The 24,410-nt window shown below is 33.8% G+C and carries 16 protein-coding genes and 1 tRNA gene; 11 read left to right on the top strand and 6 right to left on the bottom strand.

What is annotated here, in order from left to right:
* Positions 1–185: 185 nt before the first annotated feature.
* Genes serS through Q0893_RS00850 form a run of 3 tightly spaced genes read right to left on the bottom strand, consistent with a single transcriptional unit; the run spans position 186 to position 3,734 of the window.
* The gene (gene serS / locus Q0893_RS00860; protein WP_298901446.1) at positions 186–1,454 is read right to left on the bottom strand and encodes a serine--tRNA ligase; all 1,269 of its coding nucleotides are present in this window, start codon (positions 1,452–1,454) and stop codon (positions 186–188) included.
* 41 nt (positions 1,455–1,495) lie between these two features.
* Entirely contained in the window at positions 1,496–2,818 is a 1,323-nt protein-coding gene (locus Q0893_RS00855) for an HTTM domain-containing protein (RefSeq protein WP_298901447.1), read from the bottom strand.
* Positions 2,811–3,734, bottom strand: a complete 924-nt coding sequence (locus tag Q0893_RS00850; protein ID WP_299271889.1) for a bifunctional riboflavin kinase/FAD synthetase — start codon at positions 3,732–3,734, stop codon at positions 2,811–2,813. The genes Q0893_RS00855 and Q0893_RS00850 overlap by 8 nt, the downstream gene beginning before the upstream one ends.
* A gap of 238 nt (positions 3,735–3,972) precedes the next feature.
* On the opposite strand from Q0893_RS00850, the gene Q0893_RS00845 reads away from it, so the two are divergent.
* Both Q0893_RS00845 and Q0893_RS00840 read left to right on the top strand, forming a co-directional pair.
* On the top strand, positions 3,973–6,027 hold the full coding sequence (locus Q0893_RS00845) for a T9SS type A sorting domain-containing protein (RefSeq protein ID WP_298901449.1): 2,055 nt from the start codon (positions 3,973–3,975) through the stop codon (positions 6,025–6,027).
* Between the two features lie 104 nt (positions 6,028–6,131).
* Positions 6,132–8,897, top strand: coding sequence for a reprolysin-like metallopeptidase (locus Q0893_RS00840; RefSeq protein WP_298901450.1), 2,766 nt, complete (start codon positions 6,132–6,134; stop codon positions 8,895–8,897).
* Positions 8,898–8,944: 47 nt separating this feature from the next.
* Here the strand turns inward: Q0893_RS00840 and pth are convergent, their stop codons facing one another.
* The 3 genes from pth to Q0893_RS00825 all read right to left on the bottom strand — a co-directional run bounded on the left by pth (position 8,945) and on the right by Q0893_RS00825 (position 11,289).
* Positions 8,945–9,511, bottom strand: a complete 567-nt coding sequence (gene pth, locus Q0893_RS00835; protein WP_299271886.1) for an aminoacyl-tRNA hydrolase — start codon at positions 9,509–9,511, stop codon at positions 8,945–8,947.
* A gap of 151 nt (positions 9,512–9,662) precedes the next feature.
* Entirely contained in the window at positions 9,663–10,322 is a 660-nt protein-coding gene (locus tag Q0893_RS00830) for a 50S ribosomal protein L25/general stress protein Ctc (protein WP_298901452.1), read from the bottom strand.
* Between the two features lie 25 nt (positions 10,323–10,347).
* On the bottom strand, positions 10,348–11,289 hold the full coding sequence (locus Q0893_RS00825; protein WP_298901453.1) for a ribose-phosphate pyrophosphokinase: 942 nt from the start codon (positions 11,287–11,289) through the stop codon (positions 10,348–10,350).
* A gap of 143 nt (positions 11,290–11,432) precedes the next feature.
* Here Q0893_RS00825 and Q0893_RS00820 point away from each other — a divergent pair.
* The 9 genes from Q0893_RS00820 to Q0893_RS00780 all read left to right on the top strand — a co-directional run bounded on the left by Q0893_RS00820 (position 11,433) and on the right by Q0893_RS00780 (position 24,315).
* Positions 11,433–11,514 (top strand) — tRNA-Leu (locus tag Q0893_RS00820).
* Between the two features lie 431 nt (positions 11,515–11,945).
* Positions 11,946–14,141 carry a CHAT domain-containing protein gene (locus Q0893_RS00815; RefSeq protein ID WP_299271884.1) on the top strand — a complete coding sequence of 732 codons (2,196 nt, stop codon included), beginning with the start codon at positions 11,946–11,948 and terminating at the stop codon, positions 14,139–14,141.
* A 107-nt stretch (positions 14,142–14,248) separates the two neighbouring features.
* Positions 14,249–15,172 carry a DNA/RNA non-specific endonuclease gene (locus tag Q0893_RS00810; protein ID WP_299271882.1) on the top strand — a complete coding sequence of 308 codons (924 nt, stop codon included), beginning with the start codon at positions 14,249–14,251 and terminating at the stop codon, positions 15,170–15,172.
* 3 nt (positions 15,173–15,175) lie between these two features.
* Positions 15,176–15,817 (top strand): CHAT domain-containing protein, encoded by a 642-nt coding sequence (locus Q0893_RS00805; protein ID WP_298901459.1) that lies wholly within the window; start codon positions 15,176–15,178, stop codon positions 15,815–15,817.
* Positions 15,818–15,841: 24 nt separating this feature from the next.
* Positions 15,842–17,083: a hypothetical protein gene (locus Q0893_RS00800; protein WP_299271880.1), complete on the top strand. Its 1,242-nt coding sequence runs from the start codon at positions 15,842–15,844 to the stop codon at positions 17,081–17,083.
* A gap of 149 nt (positions 17,084–17,232) precedes the next feature.
* Entirely contained in the window at positions 17,233–19,761 is a 2,529-nt protein-coding gene (locus tag Q0893_RS00795; RefSeq protein WP_299271878.1) for a pyruvate formate lyase family protein, read from the top strand.
* 6 nt (positions 19,762–19,767) lie between these two features.
* Positions 19,768–21,750, top strand: coding sequence for a Dyp-type peroxidase (locus tag Q0893_RS00790; protein ID WP_298901462.1), 1,983 nt, complete (start codon positions 19,768–19,770; stop codon positions 21,748–21,750).
* A 16-nt stretch (positions 21,751–21,766) separates the two neighbouring features.
* Positions 21,767–23,620: a phospholipase D-like domain-containing protein gene (locus Q0893_RS00785; protein WP_298901463.1), complete on the top strand. Its 1,854-nt coding sequence runs from the start codon at positions 21,767–21,769 to the stop codon at positions 23,618–23,620.
* A 104-nt stretch (positions 23,621–23,724) separates the two neighbouring features.
* A complete protein-coding gene (locus Q0893_RS00780; protein WP_299271875.1) occupies positions 23,725–24,315 on the top strand; it encodes a HupE/UreJ family protein in 591 nt (196 codons plus the stop codon).
* Positions 24,316–24,410 lie beyond the last annotated feature (95 nt).

Raw genomic sequence — 24,410 nt, 5'->3', positions numbered from 1 at the left:
CATTACAACAAGTGTCACTAGCAGTACGATACGTTTAATATTTTTCATAATAAGTAGGTTAGTTCTTATTTGGAATACTAACATCACAAATATTAATTGAAAAACAAAGAAAAATGCTAAAAAATCGTTGAACAACGTTATTTTTTAGCATTTAAACGATATTAAATAATAAAATTCTTACAAATTTAAATTTTATCAAATCCTGTATATGGAATTAAAACTTCAGGAATTTTAATGCCGTCTTCGGTTTGATAGTTCTCTAGAATACCAGCTAAAACTCTTGGTAATGCTAAAGAACTTCCATTAAGTGTATGACACAATTGTGTTTTGCCATCTTGATTTTTAAATCGCAATTTTAATCTGTTTGCTTGAAAAGTCTCAAAGTTTGACACACTAGAAATTTCTAACCATCTGTCCTGAGCTGTCGAGAACACTTCAAAATCATAGGTTAACGCAGAAGCAAAAGTCACATCTCCGCCACATAATCTTAATATTCTATATGGTAATTTTAACTCTCTTAGTATCATTTTCACGTGTTCTATCATTCCTTCAAATGCCTTATATGAGTTGTCTGGATGTTCAACACGAATAATTTCAACTTTATCAAATTGATGCAATCGATTAAGTCCTCTTACATGAGCACCATAACTTCCAGCTTCTCTTCTAAAACATGGTGTATAACCTGTTATACCGATCGGTAAGTCGTTTTGAGATAATAATTCATCTCTAAATAAATTGGTACCAGGAACTTCAGCTGTTGGGATGAGGTATAAGTTGTCTTCCCCAACATGATACATTTGCCCTTCTTTGTCTGGGAGTTGTCCAGTACCAAAACCAGAGGCTTCATTAACCAAATGTGGTAGTTGATATTCGGTATAACCAGCTGCTGTATTCTTATCTAGGAAATAAGCAATTAAGGCACGTTGTAACCTCGCTCCTTTTCCTTTATATACAGGGAAACCAGCGCCAGTAATTTTAGTTCCTAATTCGAAATCGATAATATCATATTTCTTAGCAAGCTCCCAATGCGGAAGCGCACCATCATGAAGTTTTGGAATATCACCTTCAGTGTATATCTCTTCATTGTCTTCATCAGAATTACCATTTGGAACACTCTCATGAGGTACATTAGGTATTTTATAAAGTAAATTATTTAAACTGTCGGCTGTGGTGTTCAGTTGTTCACCGAGTGTTTTAGAGCGCTCTTTAAGTAGCGTTGTTTTTTCTTTAAGTTCATTTGCTTCTGCAGCTTTGCCAGATTTAAAGAGGTTACCTATTTCTTTTGAAAGGCTATTAGATTCGGCTAAAGTGTTATCTAATTGCGTTTGTAATTGTCGGCGTTCTTCATCTAGTGTAATGACCTCGTCAATCATTTGTGATGCATCTAAGTTTCGTTTGGCTAACCGTTTGATGACATCGTCTCTGTTCTCTCTAATAAATGCTACTTGTAACATGGTGTTGTTATATTTTTTGAAACGCCAAATTTAATGAATTGTCAGTTATTCTCGTCTTGATTTGATGGTAAAATCCAATCGTGATGTTTAAAATGGTTCCATTTCACACTTGCTAGGTCAACTTCAGGATCAATAAGTCGCTTTAGAGGTTTGCCGTTTACACCAACAAATGCTCTAACATATACAGCAACATCAATCCCATTTTCAGCATACATTGCTTTTAAGCGTTGCGCAAATTGCCACATTACATCAGGCTTAGAACTTACTGCTCTTATTTGTTTTGAAGACAAAAAGTCTTTAAGATTTATAGGGATTACAGTTTTAGATGCTTTGTCAACAACCCTAAAACTTGTGCTGGCACTTTTTGAACGTAACATCATTCGCCATGATAATCTGTGGCCTTCTTCTGTCCAAAGAACGTTATCTTGAATAAAATGATGTCTTATTGGAAGCGCAATTTGAATACTAAAATAAAATATAAAAACTGCTTTAAAAATGGAGGCATATGCTGGAGTTGTTACAGCGTTTTCAGTATATATAGGTTTGTGTTTCAAAAATATCTTTTGAATAACCTTTGGTTCAAAAAAGAATACTGCAAACGACAACGATAGATATGGAAAAATACCAACTTGAAAAATAAACGAATTAAAGAGGTGAAAAAATATCGAAGCAAAGAATGCTATTTTACGCGTGCGTTTCCATAACAGCAAAGGAATAATAAGTCCGTCAAATAAAATACCACCATAGGCAATACCATAGTGCACAAATTTTTCTTGTAATAGATTTCCAACAAGAGGATAATGTTTTTTATTATTCATTAACAATTCAGGAACACTTAAGTCCAGCCAATCAGGATACATTTTAGCAATTGATGCATAGGTGTATAGAATAAACAGTTGGATGATAAATATCCATCTACACCAGTTAGGCATTGATATACTTTTTATATGAGGATGATGTTTGGCATCGATTGATGCATATTTATGAGCAGGTAAAAACACCATTATAAAACTTAATAACATCAAAAAATAATAGTGATTATTATAAGATGATTTTTGCATTAAATACGTCCCTGACCAAAGTAGAGCAAATGTGAGCATGCTCCACCTGTATTTGTAACCTATCATCACAAATATGCCACAAAGTCCCATAATTATGTAATAGACATACATCCATTGTCCGGGAAGCGGTTGAAGCCATTCAAAACCAATAAAATTAAAAGTAAATTCAGGATCTATGAGAGTTTTCTTAAGCCAGCCTGTGAAAATAGCACCAACACTTTCGAGAAAAATTAGGGCTCCAAAGATCATTCTGAAAACAATAAGTGAAGTGTTATCTATATGTTTAAACAAGAATTTATTCATGTAATCCTTTTATAAAATCTTCTGAATGCTTTTTATCTTTATTAAGTTGGAGTATTAGTTGGTCTTTAGACTCAAACTTTTGCTCATTTCTAAGACGATGTAATAGTTCTACTTTTAATGTTCTATTATAGAGATTTTCTTCCGTATTAAAAAAGTGAACCTCAATGGATTGTTTTTTATCATTAAAAGTTGGGTTTAATCCAATATTCATCATGCCATAAACAGGTTGGTTATGCAATGTTGAACGCACAACATAAACACCTTGTTTAGGAATGAGTTTGTAATCTTTTTCTATAGCTAAGTTGGCTGTTGGAAAGTTTAGTGTTTTACCAATTCCTTTTCCTTTTATAACTTGTCCTGTTATAAAATAAGGGTATCCTAAATAAGCATTAGCGGTTTTTATATCGCCTTCCATTAAGGCATGTCTGATTTTTGTAGAACTAACTGCAACATTTTTGATGTCTTGGGCAGAAATTTCTTCTACCGTAAACCCATATGCTTTGCCGTAAGTTCTAAGATCGTCAATGTTGGCAGTTCTGTTTTTTCCAAAATGATGATCGTAACCAATAATGATATGCTTAACCTTAAGTTCATCTACAAGAATAGTTTTGACATAATCATGTGCAGAGAGATTAGCGAAATCTTTCGTAAATTCTTTAACAATTAGGTTATCAATTCCGAAGATTTTTAGAATCTCCTGACGTTCATTTATTGTGTGCAGAAGCTGCATTTTAAAATCAGGTTGTAGTACCATTCTTGGATGTGGAAAGAACGTAAGCACGACCGATTTTAAATTTTTGTCTTGTCCTGTTTTCACTAGGTGTTCAATTATCTTTTGATGACCTATGTGAACACCATCAAAAGTGCCTATAGTGATAATTGAAGAGGTATTAATTTCTGTATTTTGATTTGGCATTGATTTTCGATCAATTTTTTGATAAAAATAACCATAAACAACAAGGGAATGAAAAAAAAGAAAAAATTAGAGATTTATTTTATTTTAAGTGATTTTTATCAAGATTCTGACTTTGAACACCTTTTTTGTGTTAAAATCATAAAATTTTGTTAATCAACACAATAATATTATGATTGATTTTCATTAGATTTGATGTCATTAATCAAAATTTTACTTTTTTTAACTAAAAAACAACTGAATGAAAAAGAACTTTACTTTAAAATCAATTTTTGTAATATTCTTTCTTTTGTGTGCTGTTAATATGCAAGCCCAAGATCAAGATCGTACTTGTGGAATGCTTGAGTATATGGAAGAACAAATGCAAGATCCTGCATTTGCTAAAGAGTATGAAAAGAACCAAGCCTTATTTAAAGCTAGATTAGCTGAAGTATTGGCTCAAGGAGAATTTGCTCAGCGTGGGGCAACTATTACTATCCCAGTCGCTGTGCACTTTCCAACTGCAAATGAAGCTGATAGAGCTTGTTTAGAAGCATTGGCACAGAATCAAATAGATATTTTAAATGCCGATTACACAGCAACCAATGCCGATAATGCGCAATGGGCCGCTGCAAGTGCATTTTATCCAGGACTAAATCTTGGATCTGCTAATATCTCTTTTTGTATTGCTGTATCTAATCATCCAGTTGGTTTAGACCCAGAGCTAATAGAAGGTAATCCAGCTGTAACAATTGGATATGATTTTGGAGGTGGAAATAATGCCGATGCAAATTGGGCTGGATATATGAACTTCGTTATAAGACCAATTGGAGCTTTAGGATTTTCTCCATTAGGAGGAAGTATTACTGCTGGTCAAGCTGTTACTATGGATGATAATGCTTTTGGATCAGGAGCAGGTTGTCCAGGTTCTGGAGTTGTACCACAAACTCCTTATAACTTAGGAAGAACAGTAACTCATGAGCTAGGACACTTCTATAATTTAAATCATACGTTTATTTCTGATGGAGCACCAGGCAATTGTGCAAATCCTGATGCTGATGGTATTGCAGATACTCCAAAAATTCCGAACAGTACCTATGGTTGCCCAGCTAATGGTAGTGTTGCTGGATGTGTTCCTGGTACCAGTTCTTTGACAATGAATTATATGGATTATGTTAATGACGCCTGTATGTACATGTTTACCCCGCAGCAAATGACAGTTGTAGATACTTATGTTGCTGGTATAGCAGCAGACTTTAAACCAGGTGTTTGTACGCCTGCAACGCCTTCGTTTGTCATTGCAGCAGATAATAGCGAAATACTTAGTTGTCCAACTACAGACACCGAAGCTGTGTTTACATTCTCATATACAACAATATTAGATTTTAACGAAACTGCTACATTCTCTGCTGTAGGTAATCCGGCAGGTACCACAGTTACGTTTAACCCTACGACTCGAAATACTGATGGTAATTTTACAATGACTATCGGAAATTTACAAGCTAGTGCGCAAGGAGAATATACAATTACAGTAACAGGAACTTCTGCTTCTGAGACTAAAAATGTAGATGTTCTGTTGAAAAACACTTGTACAACAATAGTTTGTGAGTCTTACGATTCACCTCAAAACCTTGCTATCGCTATAACTGATGGTTCTGGAGGTTCTCCAGGAACACCTGTTGCTAATCATGTTATTAATATACCAGATATGGCGACAATTGAAAGTATGACTGTAAATGTAGATGTGACACATACTTATGTTTCAGATTTAGTACTTCAGTTAGTTCATCCAGATGGTACAACATTCATCAACTTATGGGAAGTAGAATGTGGTAGTGAAAATGATTTAGATATTACGTTTGATGATGCTGCTGGCGCAATAGCATGTGCAGAGCCAACAGTGGGAACATTTGCGCCATCAGGTTCATTAAGTACATTCAATGGGTTAGAAGCTCAAGGAGATTGGACGCTTTTTGTTGCAGATTTCTTTGCTGGAGATACAGGTACACTTAATGATTGGTCAATTACAATATGTTCTGAACAAGCATTAAGCACTGAAGAGTTTGCTTTTGAAGATTTTACAATCTTCCCTAATCCTAATAAAGGTGAATTCACTGTGAAGCTAAATTCTTCTTCGGATAGCGACATCAATATTGATGTGTTTGATATAAGAGGACGAAGAATCTTTAATAATTCTTATGCAAACAATGCCGATTTTAATGAGGTTGTTAGATTGAACAATGTTCAGTCTGGAATGTATCTTGTTACTGTGAGCGATGGAAATAAGACAACAACTAAAAAAATAATTATTGAATAATTCATAAGAAAAGAGAGGTCATGTTTTGGCCTCTCTTTTTTTATACTTCTAAAACCACAATAGTCGAATAGTCGACTCAAACAAACAAAAAAAATCTACCACCTATGAAAAAATTATCAAAACAAGTTTTGGTGACTTGTCTATTATTTTTGGTCACCGTAATCAGCACGCAAGCTCAAGATTGGCAATTGTTAAACAATAAAAGAGGTATTGATGATGTATCTTTTGCCAACTTAGATGAGAATAATTTTAGCGTTTTTCAATTTAATATTGAAAGTTTTAAATCAAAACTCCTTAATGCTCCTTTGAGAAATCAATCAAATGGTGTATCTAATGTTGTTATTGATTTTCCAAGTTTAGATGGCTCCTTACAACAGTATCGTGTTGTGGAGACCTCAATTTTCTCGTCTGAAGACAATGCAGCAATGCATGAAAACATTAAAACCTATTTGGGCTCAAAAGTTGATGACCCAACTGTTAGAGTGAGGTTTAGTGTAACGCAGTTAGGTTTAAATGCTATGATTTCAAAACCTGACGAAAGCACATTTTTTATTCAACCTGCAACGAAGGTATCTAACGGACAGTACCTTTTGTATAATAAAAGCGCTAGAAAGAATTCTTCAGAAACATTTGAGTGTTTAACTGAAGAATTAGAAAGTTCAAATAGAACAAATGGCACTACACTTAATAGAGATGCTAATGATCAATTGTTAAGAACTTATAGAATAGCAATTTCAGTAACTCAGGAATATACCAATTTTTGGGATGATGGAAATAATGCTAATGGAAATAACAGAGCCGATGCACTAGCTCAAGTCGTATCAACACTTAATAGAACAAATGAGGTTTATGAAGTAGATATGGCAATTACTTTTGTTCTTGTAGATACAGCAGATGATCCAGCATTAGATCTAATTTATTCTCCATCGTTTCCTGATCCATATGGAGGGGATTTAAATGGTGGTTTGCAAACTAACTTAACAGCAACTGTAGGATCAGCAGATTATGATATTGGTCATTTATTTGCTTTTGCTGGAAATAATGGTAATGCAGGTTGTATTGGTTGTGTATGCGAAAGTAACAAGGGAAGTGCTTTTTCTTCTCATTCGTTCCAAGATAATGATGGAGGACCTTACATGGCCGACTTCTTTGATATTGATTATGTTCCTCATGAAATAGGACATCAAATGGGAGCTTTGCATACACATGCAGCGGCTGATAATAATTCTGTAAATTTCGAACCTGGAAGTGGTACTACAATTATGGGCTACGCTGGAATAACAGGAGCCAATGATGTTCAAAGTCATAGTGATCCATATTTCCATTATGGAAGTATCAATCAAATTTTAAATAACGTTGCTACAGCACCTAACAATTGTGCGGTTACAACTGGTATTTCAAATGCACCTCCTGTATCAAATGCAGGACCAAATTATACTATTCCTAATGGTACAGCATTTATTTTGAAAGGTGATGCTACAGACCCAAATGGAAGTGATGCTTTGACCTATACTTGGGAACAAATAAATGATGGGTACACAACTCGAAATGATTTTACACCAACTCTTACGACTGGACCACTATGGAGATCTAGACCTCCAAGTACTTCTCCAGATAGATATATGCCAGTTTTCTCACGTGTTTTAAACGGACAATTGACAGAATCAAATCCATTATTGTCTGCAAATAATACAACATGGGAAACAGTCTCAACAGTAGGAAGAAGTTTAACTTTTGCCTTAACTGTAAGAGACCGATCTGAAGCAGGAGGAGTGAACCAAATGCCTCAAAGTGATTTTGATACCATGACAGTAAATGTAAGCGGTACTTCAGGTCCTTTTGAAGTAACATCTCAAGACAGTGGGGCGTTATGGACTAGTGGAACTGCCGAAATGGTTACTTGGGATGTTGCTGGAACAAATGCCAATGGTATTAATACAGCCAACGTAAACATATTATTGTCAACTGATGGTGGACAAAATTTTGATACCGTATTAGCGTCAAATACACCTAATGACGGTTCTGAAATGATTACAGTGCCAAATATACCAGCGCCTTACTGCCGAATTATGATCGAAGCAGTTGGTAATATTTACTACGCATTAAACAGTTCTGAATTCCCATTAGATTATGAAGTAACAACAACATGTACACAATACGCTTCAGGTGCACTTGGGACGGCAATACCTGATGGAACTGGAGCTAACCAACCTGGAGCAGCAATAAGTAACATAATCAATATTCCAGATACTGGATCTATTGGAGAGGTTAAAGTAAACGTTGATGTTGCTCATACTTGGATTGGTGATTTAGTTGTTGGTGTTACTCATCCAAATGGAACTGCGTTAAGTACAGTTTGGAACAGAACATGTAACGGCGGAAGGGAAACAGATTTTGATGTCATTTTTGAAGACGGAGCGCCTGGTGTAGCATGTGCTTCTCCTACAACAGGAACTTATAGCCCTGCGTCTCCATTGGATGTTTTTTCTGGATTAGATAGTTCGGGTGACTGGACCATAGAGATTCAAGATTTTTTCAATGCTGATACAGGAACACTTAACGATTGGTATATTGAAATTTGCTCTACAACAGAAACACCTTTAAGTGTTGATGAGTTTGGTGTTAATGACTTTGCTATTTATCCTAATCCAAACAATGGTGAGTTTACAATTAAATTAAATTCAACTTCAAATAAGGATATAACGGTCAACGTTGTGGACATTAGAGGAAGAAGAATTTTTAATAATTCATACGGTAGCAATTCAGAATTCAATCAAATTATAAATCTGAATAACGTTCAATCTGGAATGTATTTAGTAACTGTAAATGATGGAGATAGAAAAGCAACTAAGAAAATAGTTATCGAATAGTAATTATTGAATTTAAATAAAAAAAGAGAGCTTTTAAGCTCTCTTTTTTATTTTCCGTTAAATGTATTCATTGTGTTACTGATTCCAGCCGTTCCAAACGACTTTATGAGTTCAATAGATTTGTCAAGACGTTCTGTAATCTTTTCGTTTTCATCATCTGTCCATTCGCCTAAAACATAGTCTACTTGGCGACCTTTGCTAAAAGTATCGCTTATTCCAAACCTAAATCTATTGTATTTGGTAGTCTGTAATACATTCTGAATGTCTTTTAGTCCATTATGGCCGCCATCACTTCCTTTAGTTTTTAGCCTTAAACTACCAAAGGGAAGATTGAGATCATCGGTAACAACCAATAGGTTTTCTAATGGAATTTTCTCCTTTGTTAACCAATACTTTACAGCCTTACCACTTAGGTTCATATATGTACTAGGTTTAAGTAGGATAAAGGTTCTGCCTTTAAATTTATATGTGGTTAAGTCTCCAAGTTTTTGAGTTTCAAATTTAAGTGCTTCTTTTTCTGCAAGTGCATCTAAAATTTTAAAACCGATATTATGCCTTGTATTGGTGTATTTATCGCCAATATTACCAAGTCCAGCGATGAGAAATTTTTTCATAGGATCTATGTCTTCAATAGTTTCTGGTATTGAATTCCAATTAAATAAATTACGTATAAACTTCCAGATAATTAAGTAGTGTTTTTTGTAAAAATAAAAAAGCATTCTAAATAAATAGAATGCTTTTAATAATTATAGAATAATATGTGTTCTATTCTTGAGCTGGTGCTTCAGCTGCTGGAGCATCTCCTCCTTCAGTTGCCGCTGCAGTTCCTTCTGCTCCTTCTTCCAACTCATCATCTTCATCTTCATCATCAATAACAGCAGTTCTAGCTGTCTTGATTTGAACAACAACTGTGTTGTCTGAGTGTAATAAAGAATACCCTTCACCTGCTAAAGCTGTTACATATAGCTTGTTACCAATTTTAAGAGGAGTGATATCTGCCTCTAAGAAATCTGGTAAATTTTTAGGTAAAGCTTTTACTCTTAATTTACGTCTGTTTCTACGAAGAACACCTCCATTTAAAACACCTCTAGATGTTCCAATAATATGAACTGGAATATCCATAGCAATTTCTTTGTCTTCGAATAAACGGTAGAAATCTACGTGTAAAATTTTATCTGTTACTGGGTGAAACTGGATGTCCTGTAAAACAGCATCGAAAGTTTCGCCATTGTTTAAGGCAATCACAACTGTATGCGCATTAGGCGTGTATACAAGTTTAGAAAAAGCCAATTCTGGTGCAGAGAAATGCACGTTTTGGTCTCCTCCGTATAATACGCAAGGAACCTGACCAGCATTACGTAAGGCTTTCGTTGCCTTCTTGCCTACGCTTTCTCTTTGAGATCCATTGATTGTAATTGATTTCATTGTTTGTGTTTATATTAATATTAAATTACATTAAAAATTTAGAACTAATTGATTTGTTGTAATGTACGTTTTGCATTACTTCAGCAAATAAATTAGCACAGCTCAATACTCTAATCTTGTCGCTTTGTTGTTTCAAAGGAATTGTATCTGTGACAATTAATTCCTGCAATTTTGAGTTTTCAAGTCTGTTATAGGCATCTCCAGATAAAATAGGATGTGTACAAATAGCTCTTACGCTAAGTGCTCCTTTTTCTATCATTAAATCTGCCGCTTTCGTTAATGTTCCAGCCGTATCTACCATATCATCTACTAGCACAACATTTTTTCCAGTGACATCGCCAATAAGTTCCATATGAGAAATAACATTGGCTTTTGCACGTTGCTTATAACAAATTACAACATCACTTTCTAAAGCCTTAGAATAAGCATAAGCTCTTTTAGATCCTCCCATGTCTGGAGAAGCAATGGTTAAATTGTCTAAAGCAAGTGATTTTAAGTAAGGTAAAAATATTGTAGAAGCGAATAAATGATCTACAGGTTTTTCAAAAAACCCTTGAATTTGATCGGCATGCAAATCCATTGTGATAATACGTGTAGCACCAGCAACTTCAAGCATTTTTGCTACTAATTTTGCAGCAATTGGAACTCTTGGTTTGTCTTTACGATCTTGTCGAGCCCAACCAAAATAAGGTAAAACAGCAGTAATGTGTCTTGCTGATGCGCGTTTTGCGGCATCAATCATCAATAACATTTCCATTAAGTTTTCTGGTCCTGGGTGAGTAGAACCAATAATAAAAATTCGAGTACCTCTTATAGATTCTTCATAAGAAGGTTGGAATTCACCATCACTATATGTTGATGTAATAACATTACCAAGAGGTACACCGAAAGTCACTGCAATTTTTTCAGCAAGTTCTTTACTTTGTCCACATGCAAAAATTTTTGCTTCTGTCGCTATATTTGACATTGGTAATGAATTATTTATATTAATTAAGGCGCTTTATTTTAACGAGGTGCAAATTTAGGAATTTATTTGGACTGAAAAAGCATAAAACCTACTATTTTTGATTGATTGTAATAAATTATTTTATAGTTTTGCAGTCCAAAATTGCTCAAGTGGCGGAATTGGTAGACGCGCTGGATTCAAAATCCAGTGACTTCGGTCGTGTGGGTTCGATTCCCACCTTGAGTACAAAAGGCTTTAACAGAAACGTTGAAGCCTTTTCTTTTACCGCATTTTTGAGTTTACAAATTAGGGATTACAGACTATTAGACTTCTAATATGTCATTAAAAGAAATTCCCTTTCAGAGCACAGGGACAATTTCAGAAATGCCAGTTATTCCATATCATATTTTTTGCATAACTTTAGGAGTGATATTCTATTATCATACCTCCCTATTTGTAGTTTTTTAATGTAGATATGTATTAATACCTAATATTGGGTATTTATTTACGTGTAGCACTTATTATATTTATTGATGTTTTTGGAAAAAGAACAAACGCCCTTAAATCAATGAAATTAAAAGTAAACCCAGTTGTTCAAATGGTATCAACTATGGCGTTTTTTAGAATGCACAAGGAAATGTGAACATAAAACGCATTATCCCTTAAAATTAAATTGAATGGCAAAAACGATTTTATTTCTAGCGACTAACCCAATAGATACACCTTATTTAAGATTACAAGATGAAGTCAAACTAATAGAAAACGCTCTGGCAAAGAGTAATTCTAAAGATGATTTCGTGTTTATTGATAGAGGTGCAGTAACTCGAAGAGATTTGGTGCATTATTTAAATAAACACAAACCTAATATTCTACATATTGCTGGCCATGGAGATGAAAACGGAAATCTTATGTTTGAAGGAGATGACAAGTATAGCCAACCTTTAAGTATACAGGGCCTGTCAAAGTTTTTGGGTAATTACTCTCCTGATTTGGAATGCCTAGTTTTAAATGCTTGTCGCAGCTCGGTATCGTTAAAAAATTTCAAACCAGAAATCGCTTATGTGATTGGGATGTCAAAACCAGTATCTAATAAATCGGCAGAATACTTTTCTGAAGCGTTCTATGATAGTCTTTTTTCAGGAAAACCAGTGCCAGTAGCCTTTAAAATAGGAAGAGATGTTTTAGGATTTAAAGATGAAAATGACCCTGAGATTCCTACTTTAATAGTCAATGATAAGGTTTTAAGTGATCTCGATTCAAAAGACCAACCTGAAAGCCCTATAGTTCCCTCGTCTAAAATCTCTAGTATTAAGGATGTAAAAGTTAGATATGACTTATTTAAAGATGAATACTTTGCCTTGCTTGATAGACTTAGAGAATTGAGAGCAATAAATGATCTTATGGAAACCTTAGACCCATCCAAAAAAGGAAGACATTATGGTGCCGTAAGTTCTAGTTTAAAAGTTGAAATTGATAGTATTTCAAAATTATACCGAACTAATATAGAGAGTTTAGAAGAAGACTTAATTTCTGAAGATGAATATCATGATAATCAGGAAAAAATAATTGAAAAAATAGGCTTATTTATAGTACAGTTAAAGAGCACAATTGAGAATATAGAGAATCAATCCAACGAAACATCACATCAAATACCAGAATCGACGTTAACGCAGTTAGGCGATTTATATGGAGACGATTTTAAGAAAGTAATCGAAGTTGCTGCTGATGTTATAGACGAAAAAAACGGGATTAGTGTTATTAATCAAAAAACAGCAATAGCTGTAACCTTTACAAGTTTAATTTTTGTTGGCGCTTTTGCTATTAAAGACTCTACAAAAGGCACACCACCTATGCTTCTTATCAATCTTATTCTACAGCTAGGTCTTATTTTTTATATGATCTTTTATAAAATCGTACCCACCATTGGATTTGTTCAGTTTGAAGCCATTAGAAAATCTGATGATTATTTGAAAAAAGTGTTTCAATCTAATGTTTTCGATATGTATAAGTACTACTTAAGGGCTACAAGTGCTATTAAGCAATTTGCAAAATGGTGGAAGTTATTAGGTATTTCATTTTTGTCGTTATACCTTTTCTATTACATATCCGAAATATCCAGTTTAATAGACCCAGATGGGGATTTTTTAAAGAAATATGTACATCTCATAGATATTTCTTTAAATGGTATAGAGGCCTTTTTTCTATACATCTTGTATAAGTTATTGACTGATAAAACCTTAAAAGAGAACTATGACATTAAAAATGGCCTGCATTATGTGAATACCGTAAAGTATCAAAAACCACTATTTATTTTAATTGGTACCATTTTAATTTTATCAACTATTGGAATATATATTTATAACACAAACCATAACACTTTATTTGGTTATGATCTAGACATAATAAAGGGAATGTTTCATTTAATCACGAGATCTATTAGCGGTATTGTTGTAGCCGTTAGTCTTTGCTTGGTTATAGGTAGGTTGGATAGTAAATTTATTGCCGCAAAGAATTATGTATTAGGCCTTCTGTATTTGTATGCAGCGATGCAAGTGTTTTTTATTCTTTTTGACCAAAGTATAGTGACCAATTTACTCTTGTCAAAAAAAGAAATTATAGACGAGGCTTATGTCAGTAATCAATTTAGAACAATAAAAATCATTGTCCTCTTTGCGATACTCTTGTTAAAAGCGGTCTTTATCTTTTTTGTACATAGCATTTATAAAAAGAACTTTTTGTTCTACTATTTTTTAATTGGCTCAAGATTAAATGATAATATCACATCTGGAAAAATAGGAAATGAGTATGTGAAATTTGAAGGGCAAGACAGGAGACTAAAAATCAGGAACACATCAAATGAACATGCAGAATAATAAATGAAGAGCTTTATTTAAATTAAATAACAATTGACGCTCAAATACAATGATTAAAAAATGAAAGAACCTTAGAAAGCAATGTGTTTATAAATACCAAAACCGAAATGTCATATAACAAAAATTTTATACCGAATTTTGAGATAGAAGTGCCAAGCATTTCTAAAAAGCAGCGTCATCAATATGAGCAGGCAGGACTTAATTTAGATCGTTACTATTTAAATTATATTAATTACTCTGTTTTACAAAATCCATTTAGAAAATTTCCTTATTTCTCAGCAACCAATATTGATGGATCTCAATTTATAGAAAAATTAGATCGAAAAGATGATTTTGATAAAGATGACAGAATTCCGCTTTCACATCAATTTGGGAAAGAGTTATATAGTGCATACCACAGTGATTTTGATCGAGGTCACATGACAAAAAGGGAAGACACACAATGGGGAACTAGCCCATCTGTGGCTAAGGAAGCTGCAGATTCTACGTTTTATTATACCAATGCTGTCCCTCAACATGCCAGATTAAACAGGAGTATATGGAGACGAATAGAAAATTATATTCTTCATACGCAAGGGGTTAAGCACAAAAAGAAATTAATCGTTTTTACTGGGCCTATTCTCAATCAAAATGATCCCGTTTTTGTAACTAGAATTGATGGTGATGAAGTTAAAATTCCTAGGATTTTTTGGAAAGTAATTTATTATTTAAATAAAAGTAATGACTTATCGAGAGTCGCCTTTATAACTAATCAGTCCAATCTTTTACTTAATAATGGCATTGTTGAACCTACAATGGAAATTACCAGAAGCACTGATGGTGAGGATGATTATTTTCTTGATTTTAAAGATGCAGATACGTACCAAACAGGAGTGCCAGTAATTGAGGCCTTAACTGGATTCTCTTTTCAAAAAGCTACAGATGTTTATGAAGACGATAGAATAGTAAGACTCATATTAGAAGAAGTTAACTATAGAAGCTCAGGAGAAGATGAATCGGATACAGGTGACATAACAAATTTAAAACTTTAAGATATGAGAATCTTGTTTATTGGGGTTAATCCTAAAGATACTGGCCAACTTAGGCTTCAAGACGAGATTAATGTTATTAAAGATATTGTAGACCCAACGAATAACAGGCTCTATGTAAGAAATGCGTCTACAAAAAGAGCTATGCGAAGATATTTAAATAAATATAAACCTAATGTTTTGCATATATCTGGACATGGTAATGATGATCAAACACTACTTTTTGAGGATGAAAATGGCCATACCGAGATTGTATATATTGATCAACTCGGAACTTTTTTAGACCATTATAGTAAGTATTTAAAATGTGTAGTCTTATCGGCATGTTACAGTCTAAACAACGTTGAAATCTTTTCCAGTAAAATTCATTGCGTTATTGGTATGAAAATGGCTGTTGCAAATACAATGGCTATAGATTTTTCAAGAGCTTTTTACGATTCGTTATGTTCAGGCGAAACGTTTGAATCGGCTTTTGGTATTGCTAAAGCAGAACTCAATTTATCCAGCGCCGAAGATCATGATGTATTAAAAATTATTGTCAATAAAAACATAGATTCAGTACCACCAGATTTACCAAAAATTAAGTGGGTAATCGTCGGTTTTGTTTTGGCAACTATAGTTGTATTAGGATATCTTCTCTATTCCTAGTACTGAAACATAAAAACCAATAGCATGGACGAATTCGCAACAAATATTTATAAAGACAGAATAAAATACCTAAGGCATAGGATTGTTAATGTTGGCGCGCTACTTTTAATTTTTATTATCACGTTAATCTTAATCTTTTTAAAACAAAATAATAAACTTAAAAATTATAAGGAACGTCATAGTCAACTGATAGAAGTCACAAATGATTCGTTATGGGGTAAGTTTGAAATATTATACAATAGTTATGCGCCATTTATTAAAGATTATAACGAGACTGAAGCAGGGCCTTACAGTTTAATGTGTATGGTTAATAGTTTTAATATGCTCACTTTAACGATGGTCAATAAAGAAAAGTTTGATAACCCAACATTCAATAACACTAGGGCTTATGTGGATTATGCTGCTATAAAATTATCAGATTATTTAAACGCATTACGCCAAATCGAATTTACACATAACCGTATTAAAAATTTCAACGAACTTAATAAAGAAGAGCTTAAGCATTTATTGTTTGCTCAATCTTTTGAAAACAGAATTGATATGGATAGCCTACGAGAAGGGATTAAATATTCTTGGATGAATTCTATACTGATGTTACATTTTGATAAAAATGGCGGTCTAAAAATTGATAGTGATTACATTAAGGAACGATTAGATTGGTCGGTTAAAAACCTGGACACAACCTCCTTTACACTTTTAACATCAGTTACTAGATTCAACCATTTAAGAGCATCATCGGTAAGTAAAGAAGATATAGCAGCCTTTACAGAAATTATAAATAATAATCCTAGCCAAACTTTTAAGGAAGCCAAGTCAAATGAAGATGTATTGAAAAGAGAAATTCAGGACATATCCAAAGGTGAAAACATAAAAATCCCTATCATTAATTTTAACATAATGCTAAGTCAAATTGTATTATTTGGTGGTCTAATAAACTTGGGGATTTTACTTTATTTCTACTTTATGTCAACAAATCTTAAAATACTATCTCATAAACTAGAAAATGCTATGAACGGCTCACTCTCATTAGCAGATAAACAAGCTTTGTTTTTTGGTCTTGATTACCAAATAAAAAACAAATGGCTTTATGTTGTTTTAAATGTTTTGTTTTTTTCTGCATTACCCATATTTTCTATTATTCTGAGTAATTTGATTTTTAAAAATGATTTTGGTGGTAAAATGGTGTTGATTACAATTGTGTGTGTCATAAATATTTATGTTTCGGTAATTATCTCTAAAATTTTATTTCTCCTTAACAAAGATTAGTCACTTTTTTTCACTATATTTAAAAAGAGCATTTACGGCTCATATCTCCCTAAAGAATTAAGAATAGAATCATTTATACCCAATATTGGGTATGGTATGATGTACACATTTTTCTTAATTATGTAACCAACTTTAATTTCACTATAGAAATGCACAAGAATATTTTGAGCTACTGGCGCTCACTAGAAAATTTGCCAAACGGACATAGGGATAAACCTTCATCAAGAAATTGCATCTTACTTCAGGAAATGTTTGAAAAGTGGCATTCCAAACCCGCTTGGATTGAACAAGATCAATTGGGTCATTTGTTTGATTATTTCAAAGGAAATAGTAAACGAAAAGTTAAAGGCTTGCCCATAATGGAACGTAAAGGCTTAGCGATTCAGAAAACATTAGAATTAATAACTAGAAAAGAGTTTTGGTTTAATGGGCAAACCATGCATGTACATCCTTTAGAAACTGTAGTAGGAGCCTTACCTCCTTACTCGGTAGGTCAAGGTAAAGAGTTGATGCGGTATCTAACCGATGAAGAAACCATCCAATGGGAAATTCAATATCTAAATGAATGGTCTCCTTTTGGTCATACTGTTCCTGATCATACCGTTATTTTAGAACATGGTACTTCTGGAGTTATAACAATGTGTCAAAGCTATATGGCGAATACTAAAGATAAACGTAAAATATCATTTTATAAGTCGATTATCAATGTCATGGAAGGTGTTAATCACTATGCTAATGCTTATGCAGATCATTGTGGACGTATTAAAGACTTGTATACTTCAGACACTATTGAATATAAAAACATGGAGTCTATTTCTAATAGATTAAGACGCATTCCAGCAGAACCAGCAACCTCTTTTATTGATGCACTTCAATGTATTTATTTTATGCATTGTGCGCTACATTTTACGGGTGAAATTGTCCCAATAGGAAGGTTAGATCAACTGCTCATAAACTATTATAGAGAAGATGTAAAGAATAAGGTGATAACAAAAGAAGAGGCTCAAGATGCTATAGATGCTTTTTGGATCAAATTAGATGAGAAAGTGATTCTTAAAAGACGATTTGCCGAAGACAGGTTTACCTCTTCAGATGGCGCCTTACTTGGGTCTGGAGCAGCTAGTAATTTTGATCAAGGTGCATTGCTCAATCAATGGATGCAGCAGATTACTATTGGAGGCACAATTGCCAATAATGATAGGACAGCCAAAGATGCAGCAAACGAAATCACAGAAATGTGCCTTAATTCGGCTAGAAGATTACCACTAAATAGCCCAACATTAGATTTGCGAGTTCATAGCAAAACCAAGCCAAAAATTCTCAAATTAGCCGCAGAAGCATTAAAGAGTGGAGGCGCTCACCCAGTCTTGCTAAATGATGATAGAATAATACCAGCCTTGCATAAAAAAACAGGAGGTAATGTTGATCTTGCCAGCGCCAGAAATTATGCTTGTGATGGATGTTATGAAACCCTATTCGCCGGAGAAACAGAGTTTAGTTTTGGCTTTGTAGGTGCTCTAGATGTTCTTGAAAAAGCACTTAACAGTGGTGCGGGATTTGCATTTTCGGGAGGAACGTATTTACGAGGAAGCAAGGGGAGTTATCGAACAAAACCTGCAAGGGAGATAACATCTTTTAAGCAATTCTATGACATATTTCTTCAGCATATGGAAATTGGATGTCACAAGTTTTATAATGGCATTTTAAATCAATATGGTATAAAAGAAAACGTAAGTCCTTCTCCTTTGCTGTCTGCAATGATTGCGGGTTGTATGGAAACTGGAAGAGATATTTCAGGAGGAGGAGCGAAATACAAACTATTTTCTCCCTTAATGACAGGTATCAGTACCACAACAGATTCGCTATATGTGATTAAAAAACTCGTATTTCAGGATAAGTTTATGACGCTCGAAGAACTTGTAAGTGCACTAAGAACGAATTGGGGTAAAGAATCAGAGCTCGTTGGAAAATATATCACTAAAGAACGAATTAATGAGATAAGAGAAGCCTGTATAAGTCAACCTAAATTTGGTCATAATAATAAAGCTGTCGATGAAATTGCTTGGCAACTTATTGAAGACTTTTACGAAAAATTAGTTAAAACGAAAGCATCCAAAATTCATAAAGAGCAATGGGAAAAACTAGAAGATAAATATGGTTTGGAAGATAAGCCTTTCGAGATATTAATTGCTCCTGGTGTTGGAACTTTTGAACAATATGTTTTTGGAGGGTCTTTTGTTGGAGCAACTCCAGATGGGCGATTTAAATTTCAATCGATTGCCTCTGATATGTCTCCAGCTCCTTTAAATACTGAAATGGGTAATATTGATCAAGATTTTAGTGCGCCTTCTACAACACTTATGGAGGGGTTAAACTCCTATAAAGATTCTAGAATTGATTTATTATCAGATGGAGCACCAGCCGATTTAAATATTAGAGAAGATTTTCCATTAAACGAATTGGTAGATGTTATAGATAAATTTGCTAAAGGTAATGGTGGAAATATTCTGACATTAACAGTAGCTAACCCAGAAACCTTTGAAGAAGCTCAGAAAAATCCGGAAGACTATAATTTATTAAGAGTTAGAATGGGTGGTTGGACTGAGTTTTTTATAACCTTATTTCCAGACCATAAGGAGCAACACCGTAGAAGACCATTGTATAAATCTTTAAAATAATCACTGATGGAAAATAAAAAATCACCAATACCATTGCCAATACCATTACCATTGCCATTTTATGAAGGCTATTTTCAAAGTGGAATAAGCGATCCAAAATATCCTCTAAGCCCTCCAGAATATATCAAGGAACCTAAAAAATACAGTAGGTATAAAGGTATTATTGATAAACAAAAATGTTGTACGATAATAAGAGGCGATGTGTATTGCTCTAATCGAGAAGAGTTAAAAACTCTTTTAGAAGTCATTACAAGGTATAGTTATGAGTCGATGGAAAAAGAACCATCAAAGAATAATTTATTGCCTTTAGATCGTCCTAAGATTCCGAAAAGTTACAGAGTTACTGTTACTGTCGGGTTTGGTTATGGCCTTTTTGTTGATGAACATGAAAATGATCGATATGGTTTAAGAGGGCAGAAACCAAGGTATCTTAAACGAATGCCATCATTTCCAGGCGATGATTTTAATCCAAAAGAAACGCAATCCGATATCATTATTATTGTAGCCAGCGATAGTCAATATGTAAATGTTAGTATCGCTCGATATTTCTCAGAAAAGATAAATAAAACTTGCTCAGATAAGTTGGAACTGGATACAGTTAAGACATTATTTAAAGTAGATTCTGTTGAGCATGGTTTTGGTAGACCAGATGAAAGAGAGTTCTTGAGATTTAATGATGGTATAGATAACTTAAGATCCGAAGTTGATTTAGAAGAATTGGTTTTTGTAGATAAACGTTCCCATGAACCTTCTTGGTGTGTTAATGGATCGTATATGGTCTATCGAAAAATTCGAGAAATGATGCCTGTATGGGAAGCATTTACAGATAAAACTCAAAGTCACATGATAGGAAGAGACAAAGGATCGAGCAAGCCATTGTCACGAAAAAAAACAGGTGATGATAAATTAACACCTGTTTATCCTAACCCTAAAGATAAAAGAGACGGGAAATTAAATTCTCATATTAGAAAAGTACAACCAAGACGACCAGACCCAGATTTGTTTGGAATTAATGATTTAGACAGGCGTTTTTTGAGACGACCGTATCCTTTCTTTGATGGCGTTGATGAAAACGGAAAAGGCGTCAATGGCTTACAGTTTGTTGCCTATATGAAAAATATTCAGCAGCAATTTGAACATGTAACAAACATGTGGCAAATGAACGAAGATTTCCCTGTACCAGGAACTGGAATTGATGCGCTTTATGCTAAGGAGGTTTTAAAAACTGTTGATGGTGGTTACTATTTTTGCCCACCAGCACCGCAAAATAGAAGAGACTTTTTAGGTTCTGGAATGTTTCAAGAGTTTGGACCTAAAACCTATAAAATTCCAGATTACATTTATGGGGAAGGCGTGACGTTTATTGATATAGACGAAACTGTGTTTAGGACCTTTGCAATGGTAAAAGTAATCAAAGATGGCAAGGTTGAAAAATTGTTGAACAATCAAGAATTTAATACATACGAACTTCAGGAAGGTGAATCTTATGATTTTGGAGAGTTTAAAAACGCCAAAATATTTAAAGAAACATCAAAACCTATCAACGCAATGTTATCAAGAGTTAAAGAGATTATTCATAGAGTTACAACTAGGTCTGAAGGGAGCATGGTAGTCTTCCTAACGGCTAGAAGCGATTTTGATAACAAAGACATATTTCTAAATACCTTTAGAAGGTATGGAATAGATATGGATTCTGATCGTGTTTACGTTGAAAGATCTGGAAACGACACGTCAAATATTTCAGTTGCTGAAAAAAAGAAAAAGGTGATTCTAAAATATTTAAAAGAAGAACGGTTTAGAAGGGTTAGACTTATTGATGATGATAAAAAAAATCTAACAGAGTTTTTAGAACTGTCTAAGTCCGTTCCAAAGCCGATTATAGACGCCGTTATAAAAAAACATCATCTAACAGATGACATGATTCCAATTAAATTTAGCGCTTTTATTGTAGATCATGGTGAAATGAAGCCATTTACAGAAGAAGACTAACTAAACAAGAAATACAATGAGAGTTAAAGTTAAAAATGACAGTCTATCGGTTAAGGCCATAGCAGGCACAGAAGTTATTCTATTTGGTTTAAATGTTCCTGACGACGAAATCAATGAACTTTTAGGGTTTAAAATTGAAAAAAAAATAAAAAATTCTTGGTATTCACTACATGACGGAAGAACGTTTATTGATTCAGATAAATCTTTAATACAAAGGTTTATGTGGAGTGATTACCAAGTGGACTCAGCAACGGCGTACACATACAGAATTGCTGCCGCTTATGGCACTCTAGATGACCTGAGATTTTCTGAAACCATTACTATCGATATAACGACAGAAAACCCAGATGATGACAAGCATGGTGTGTTTTTTAACAGAGGAGTCGCGGGAAGTCAAGCCTACTCAAGGCGTTTTGAGAAGTATCAAAAATGGTACAAGGACGATCCTACAGAACAAGACCCTACGAAAGTAAGATATACACGATTTCTTAAACCTGCAGATATTCCGAAAAGAGAAGCCTATAAATGGTTGTCTCGAGGCTTGGAAGAAGCGTTATTAGATTTTATTGGTCAGGCTAAAAATAGTAAGTATTCAATACGCGCTTCCATATATGAATTGTCACATTTCCCAGCTGCACAAGCATTTGTTGATGCCTTAGAACGTGGTGCTGATGTTAAAGTTATTCATCATGCAAAAAAACAAACAGCATACAGGAGGTATTCAAATAAACAAGCGGTTACAACAGTAGCTGTTGATGGTTCTAAAGAAGTCGTTTTCAAAGGGTCTGAAATTAAAAAAGATAGAATTCCAGATGGGATTAGTCAAGTCGCAATGCGAACCATGGGTTCTGTTGGAATCTCAAAATCGAAGTATTTAGACGCTTTTAAAACCATACTGTTACCGCGTACCGAAGCTAATATTTCACATAATAAATTTATCATTTTGTTGGAGAATGATATCCCGATTCAAGTATGGACAGGCTCTACAAATTTAACTGGTGGAGGGCTGTTTGGGCAATCTAATGTTGGGCAAATTATTAGGGATAATGACATTGCTTTAGAGTACTTTAAATATTGGGAAAAATTGTCTGAAAACCCTAAAAAATCAAGTAGCAAAAAAACAGGTCAGGGTATTAGAGATTGGCTTAAAGAAAAAAATCCAAATCTTGATGGTAATGTTCCCGAAGATAGTGTGAATGCTATTTTCAGTCCAAGATCAGATGAAAAGATGCTGCAATGGTATGCAGATAGAATAGACCAAGCTAAGAATTCTGTGTTTCTAACTTTAGCCTTTTCAATTGACGATAGTTTTTTTAATGTTGTAAAGAAAAAAGCACAACATGCAGAGACCTCTGCCTTTTTAAGATATCTATTAGTTGAGAGTAAAAATGCTCAATACATCAAACCTAAATATCCAGATATGGTTAAATGTGAGCAAAATAGAGTTGCTCATGGTGATAAATTAAGAGCTAGAAGAGGAGCTAATAAAACAGAAGAATTAATAGAATCTCTTACAGGTTTAAATCACAACGTAAATTATTTACACACCAAATATATGATTATTGACGCTTTAACTGAAGATCCAATTGTGATATCTGGATCAGCAAATTTCAGTAAAGCGTCTACATGTGATAATGATGAAAACATGTTAATCATTAGAGGGAATACTAGAATTACAGATATTTATTTAACCGAGTTTATGCGCATGTTTAACCATTTCCGCAATCGAAATGTTGAGAATGCCCTCAACAACGCCGATTATCAGAAGACACTCCATCTAACTTCAGATGACTCATGGGTGAAACCTTATTTTAAAACGGGAAGCCCAATGTCAAACGAACGCATACTCTTTAGCGTAGAAGGAGAATAATACTAAAATCAATTTAGAACCGAATGGGCTTTAACACGAACGTTAAAGCCTTTTTCATTATCAATTATAAAATGTAACTTTGATTCCACCCAAATAAAATTATTATGATTGACAATTTCGTGTCAAATTTTCAAGATGGCGTTTTCCACGTACTCCATTTAAAAGCCTACGATCACATTTTATTTTTAATAGTACTTGCTATACCATATTTGTTTAAAGATTGGAAGCGCGTGTTACTCTTAGTTACCGTGTTCACACTTGGGCATTGTGTATCTCTTGGCTTAACTACTTATAACATTATTAGTGTAAATGTAAGATTGATTGAGCTTTTAATTCCAATTACCATATTAATTGTAGCCCTTTTTAACGTATTTACTTCAGGGAAGAAATCTCATGGAAAGACCATCGGACTTCTGTTTTTTGTAAGTTTATTTTTTGGATTGATTCACGGATTAGGTTTTGTAGGTACGTTTGAAAAACTCATTTCTAGTTCAGAGAATAAATTACTCGCACTTCTTGAAATAGGTTTAGGAATCGAAGTTGGTCAGCTTATTATCGTGTTTATTGTAATCTTTTTAAGTTTTTTATGTCAGACTATATTTAGATTTTCAAAACGAGATTGGGTTATGGTCATCTCGGCAATTGTTGTTGGTTTCGTTTTACCAATGATAATTAATAGCGAAATGTTGTCCTAAAACTGACTAACAACATAAGTTTTGATAAAACTTTAACGTTATCAAAGTCTTAAAACCCTAGAAACATTTTTAATAATTATTACATTTGACTTATA

It is taken from the genome of uncultured Psychroserpens sp., assembly GCF_947494225.1.
In the GTDB taxonomy this organism is placed as follows: domain Bacteria; phylum Bacteroidota; class Bacteroidia; order Flavobacteriales; family Flavobacteriaceae; genus Psychroserpens.
This window is presented reverse-complemented; position numbering and strand designations above follow the sequence as displayed.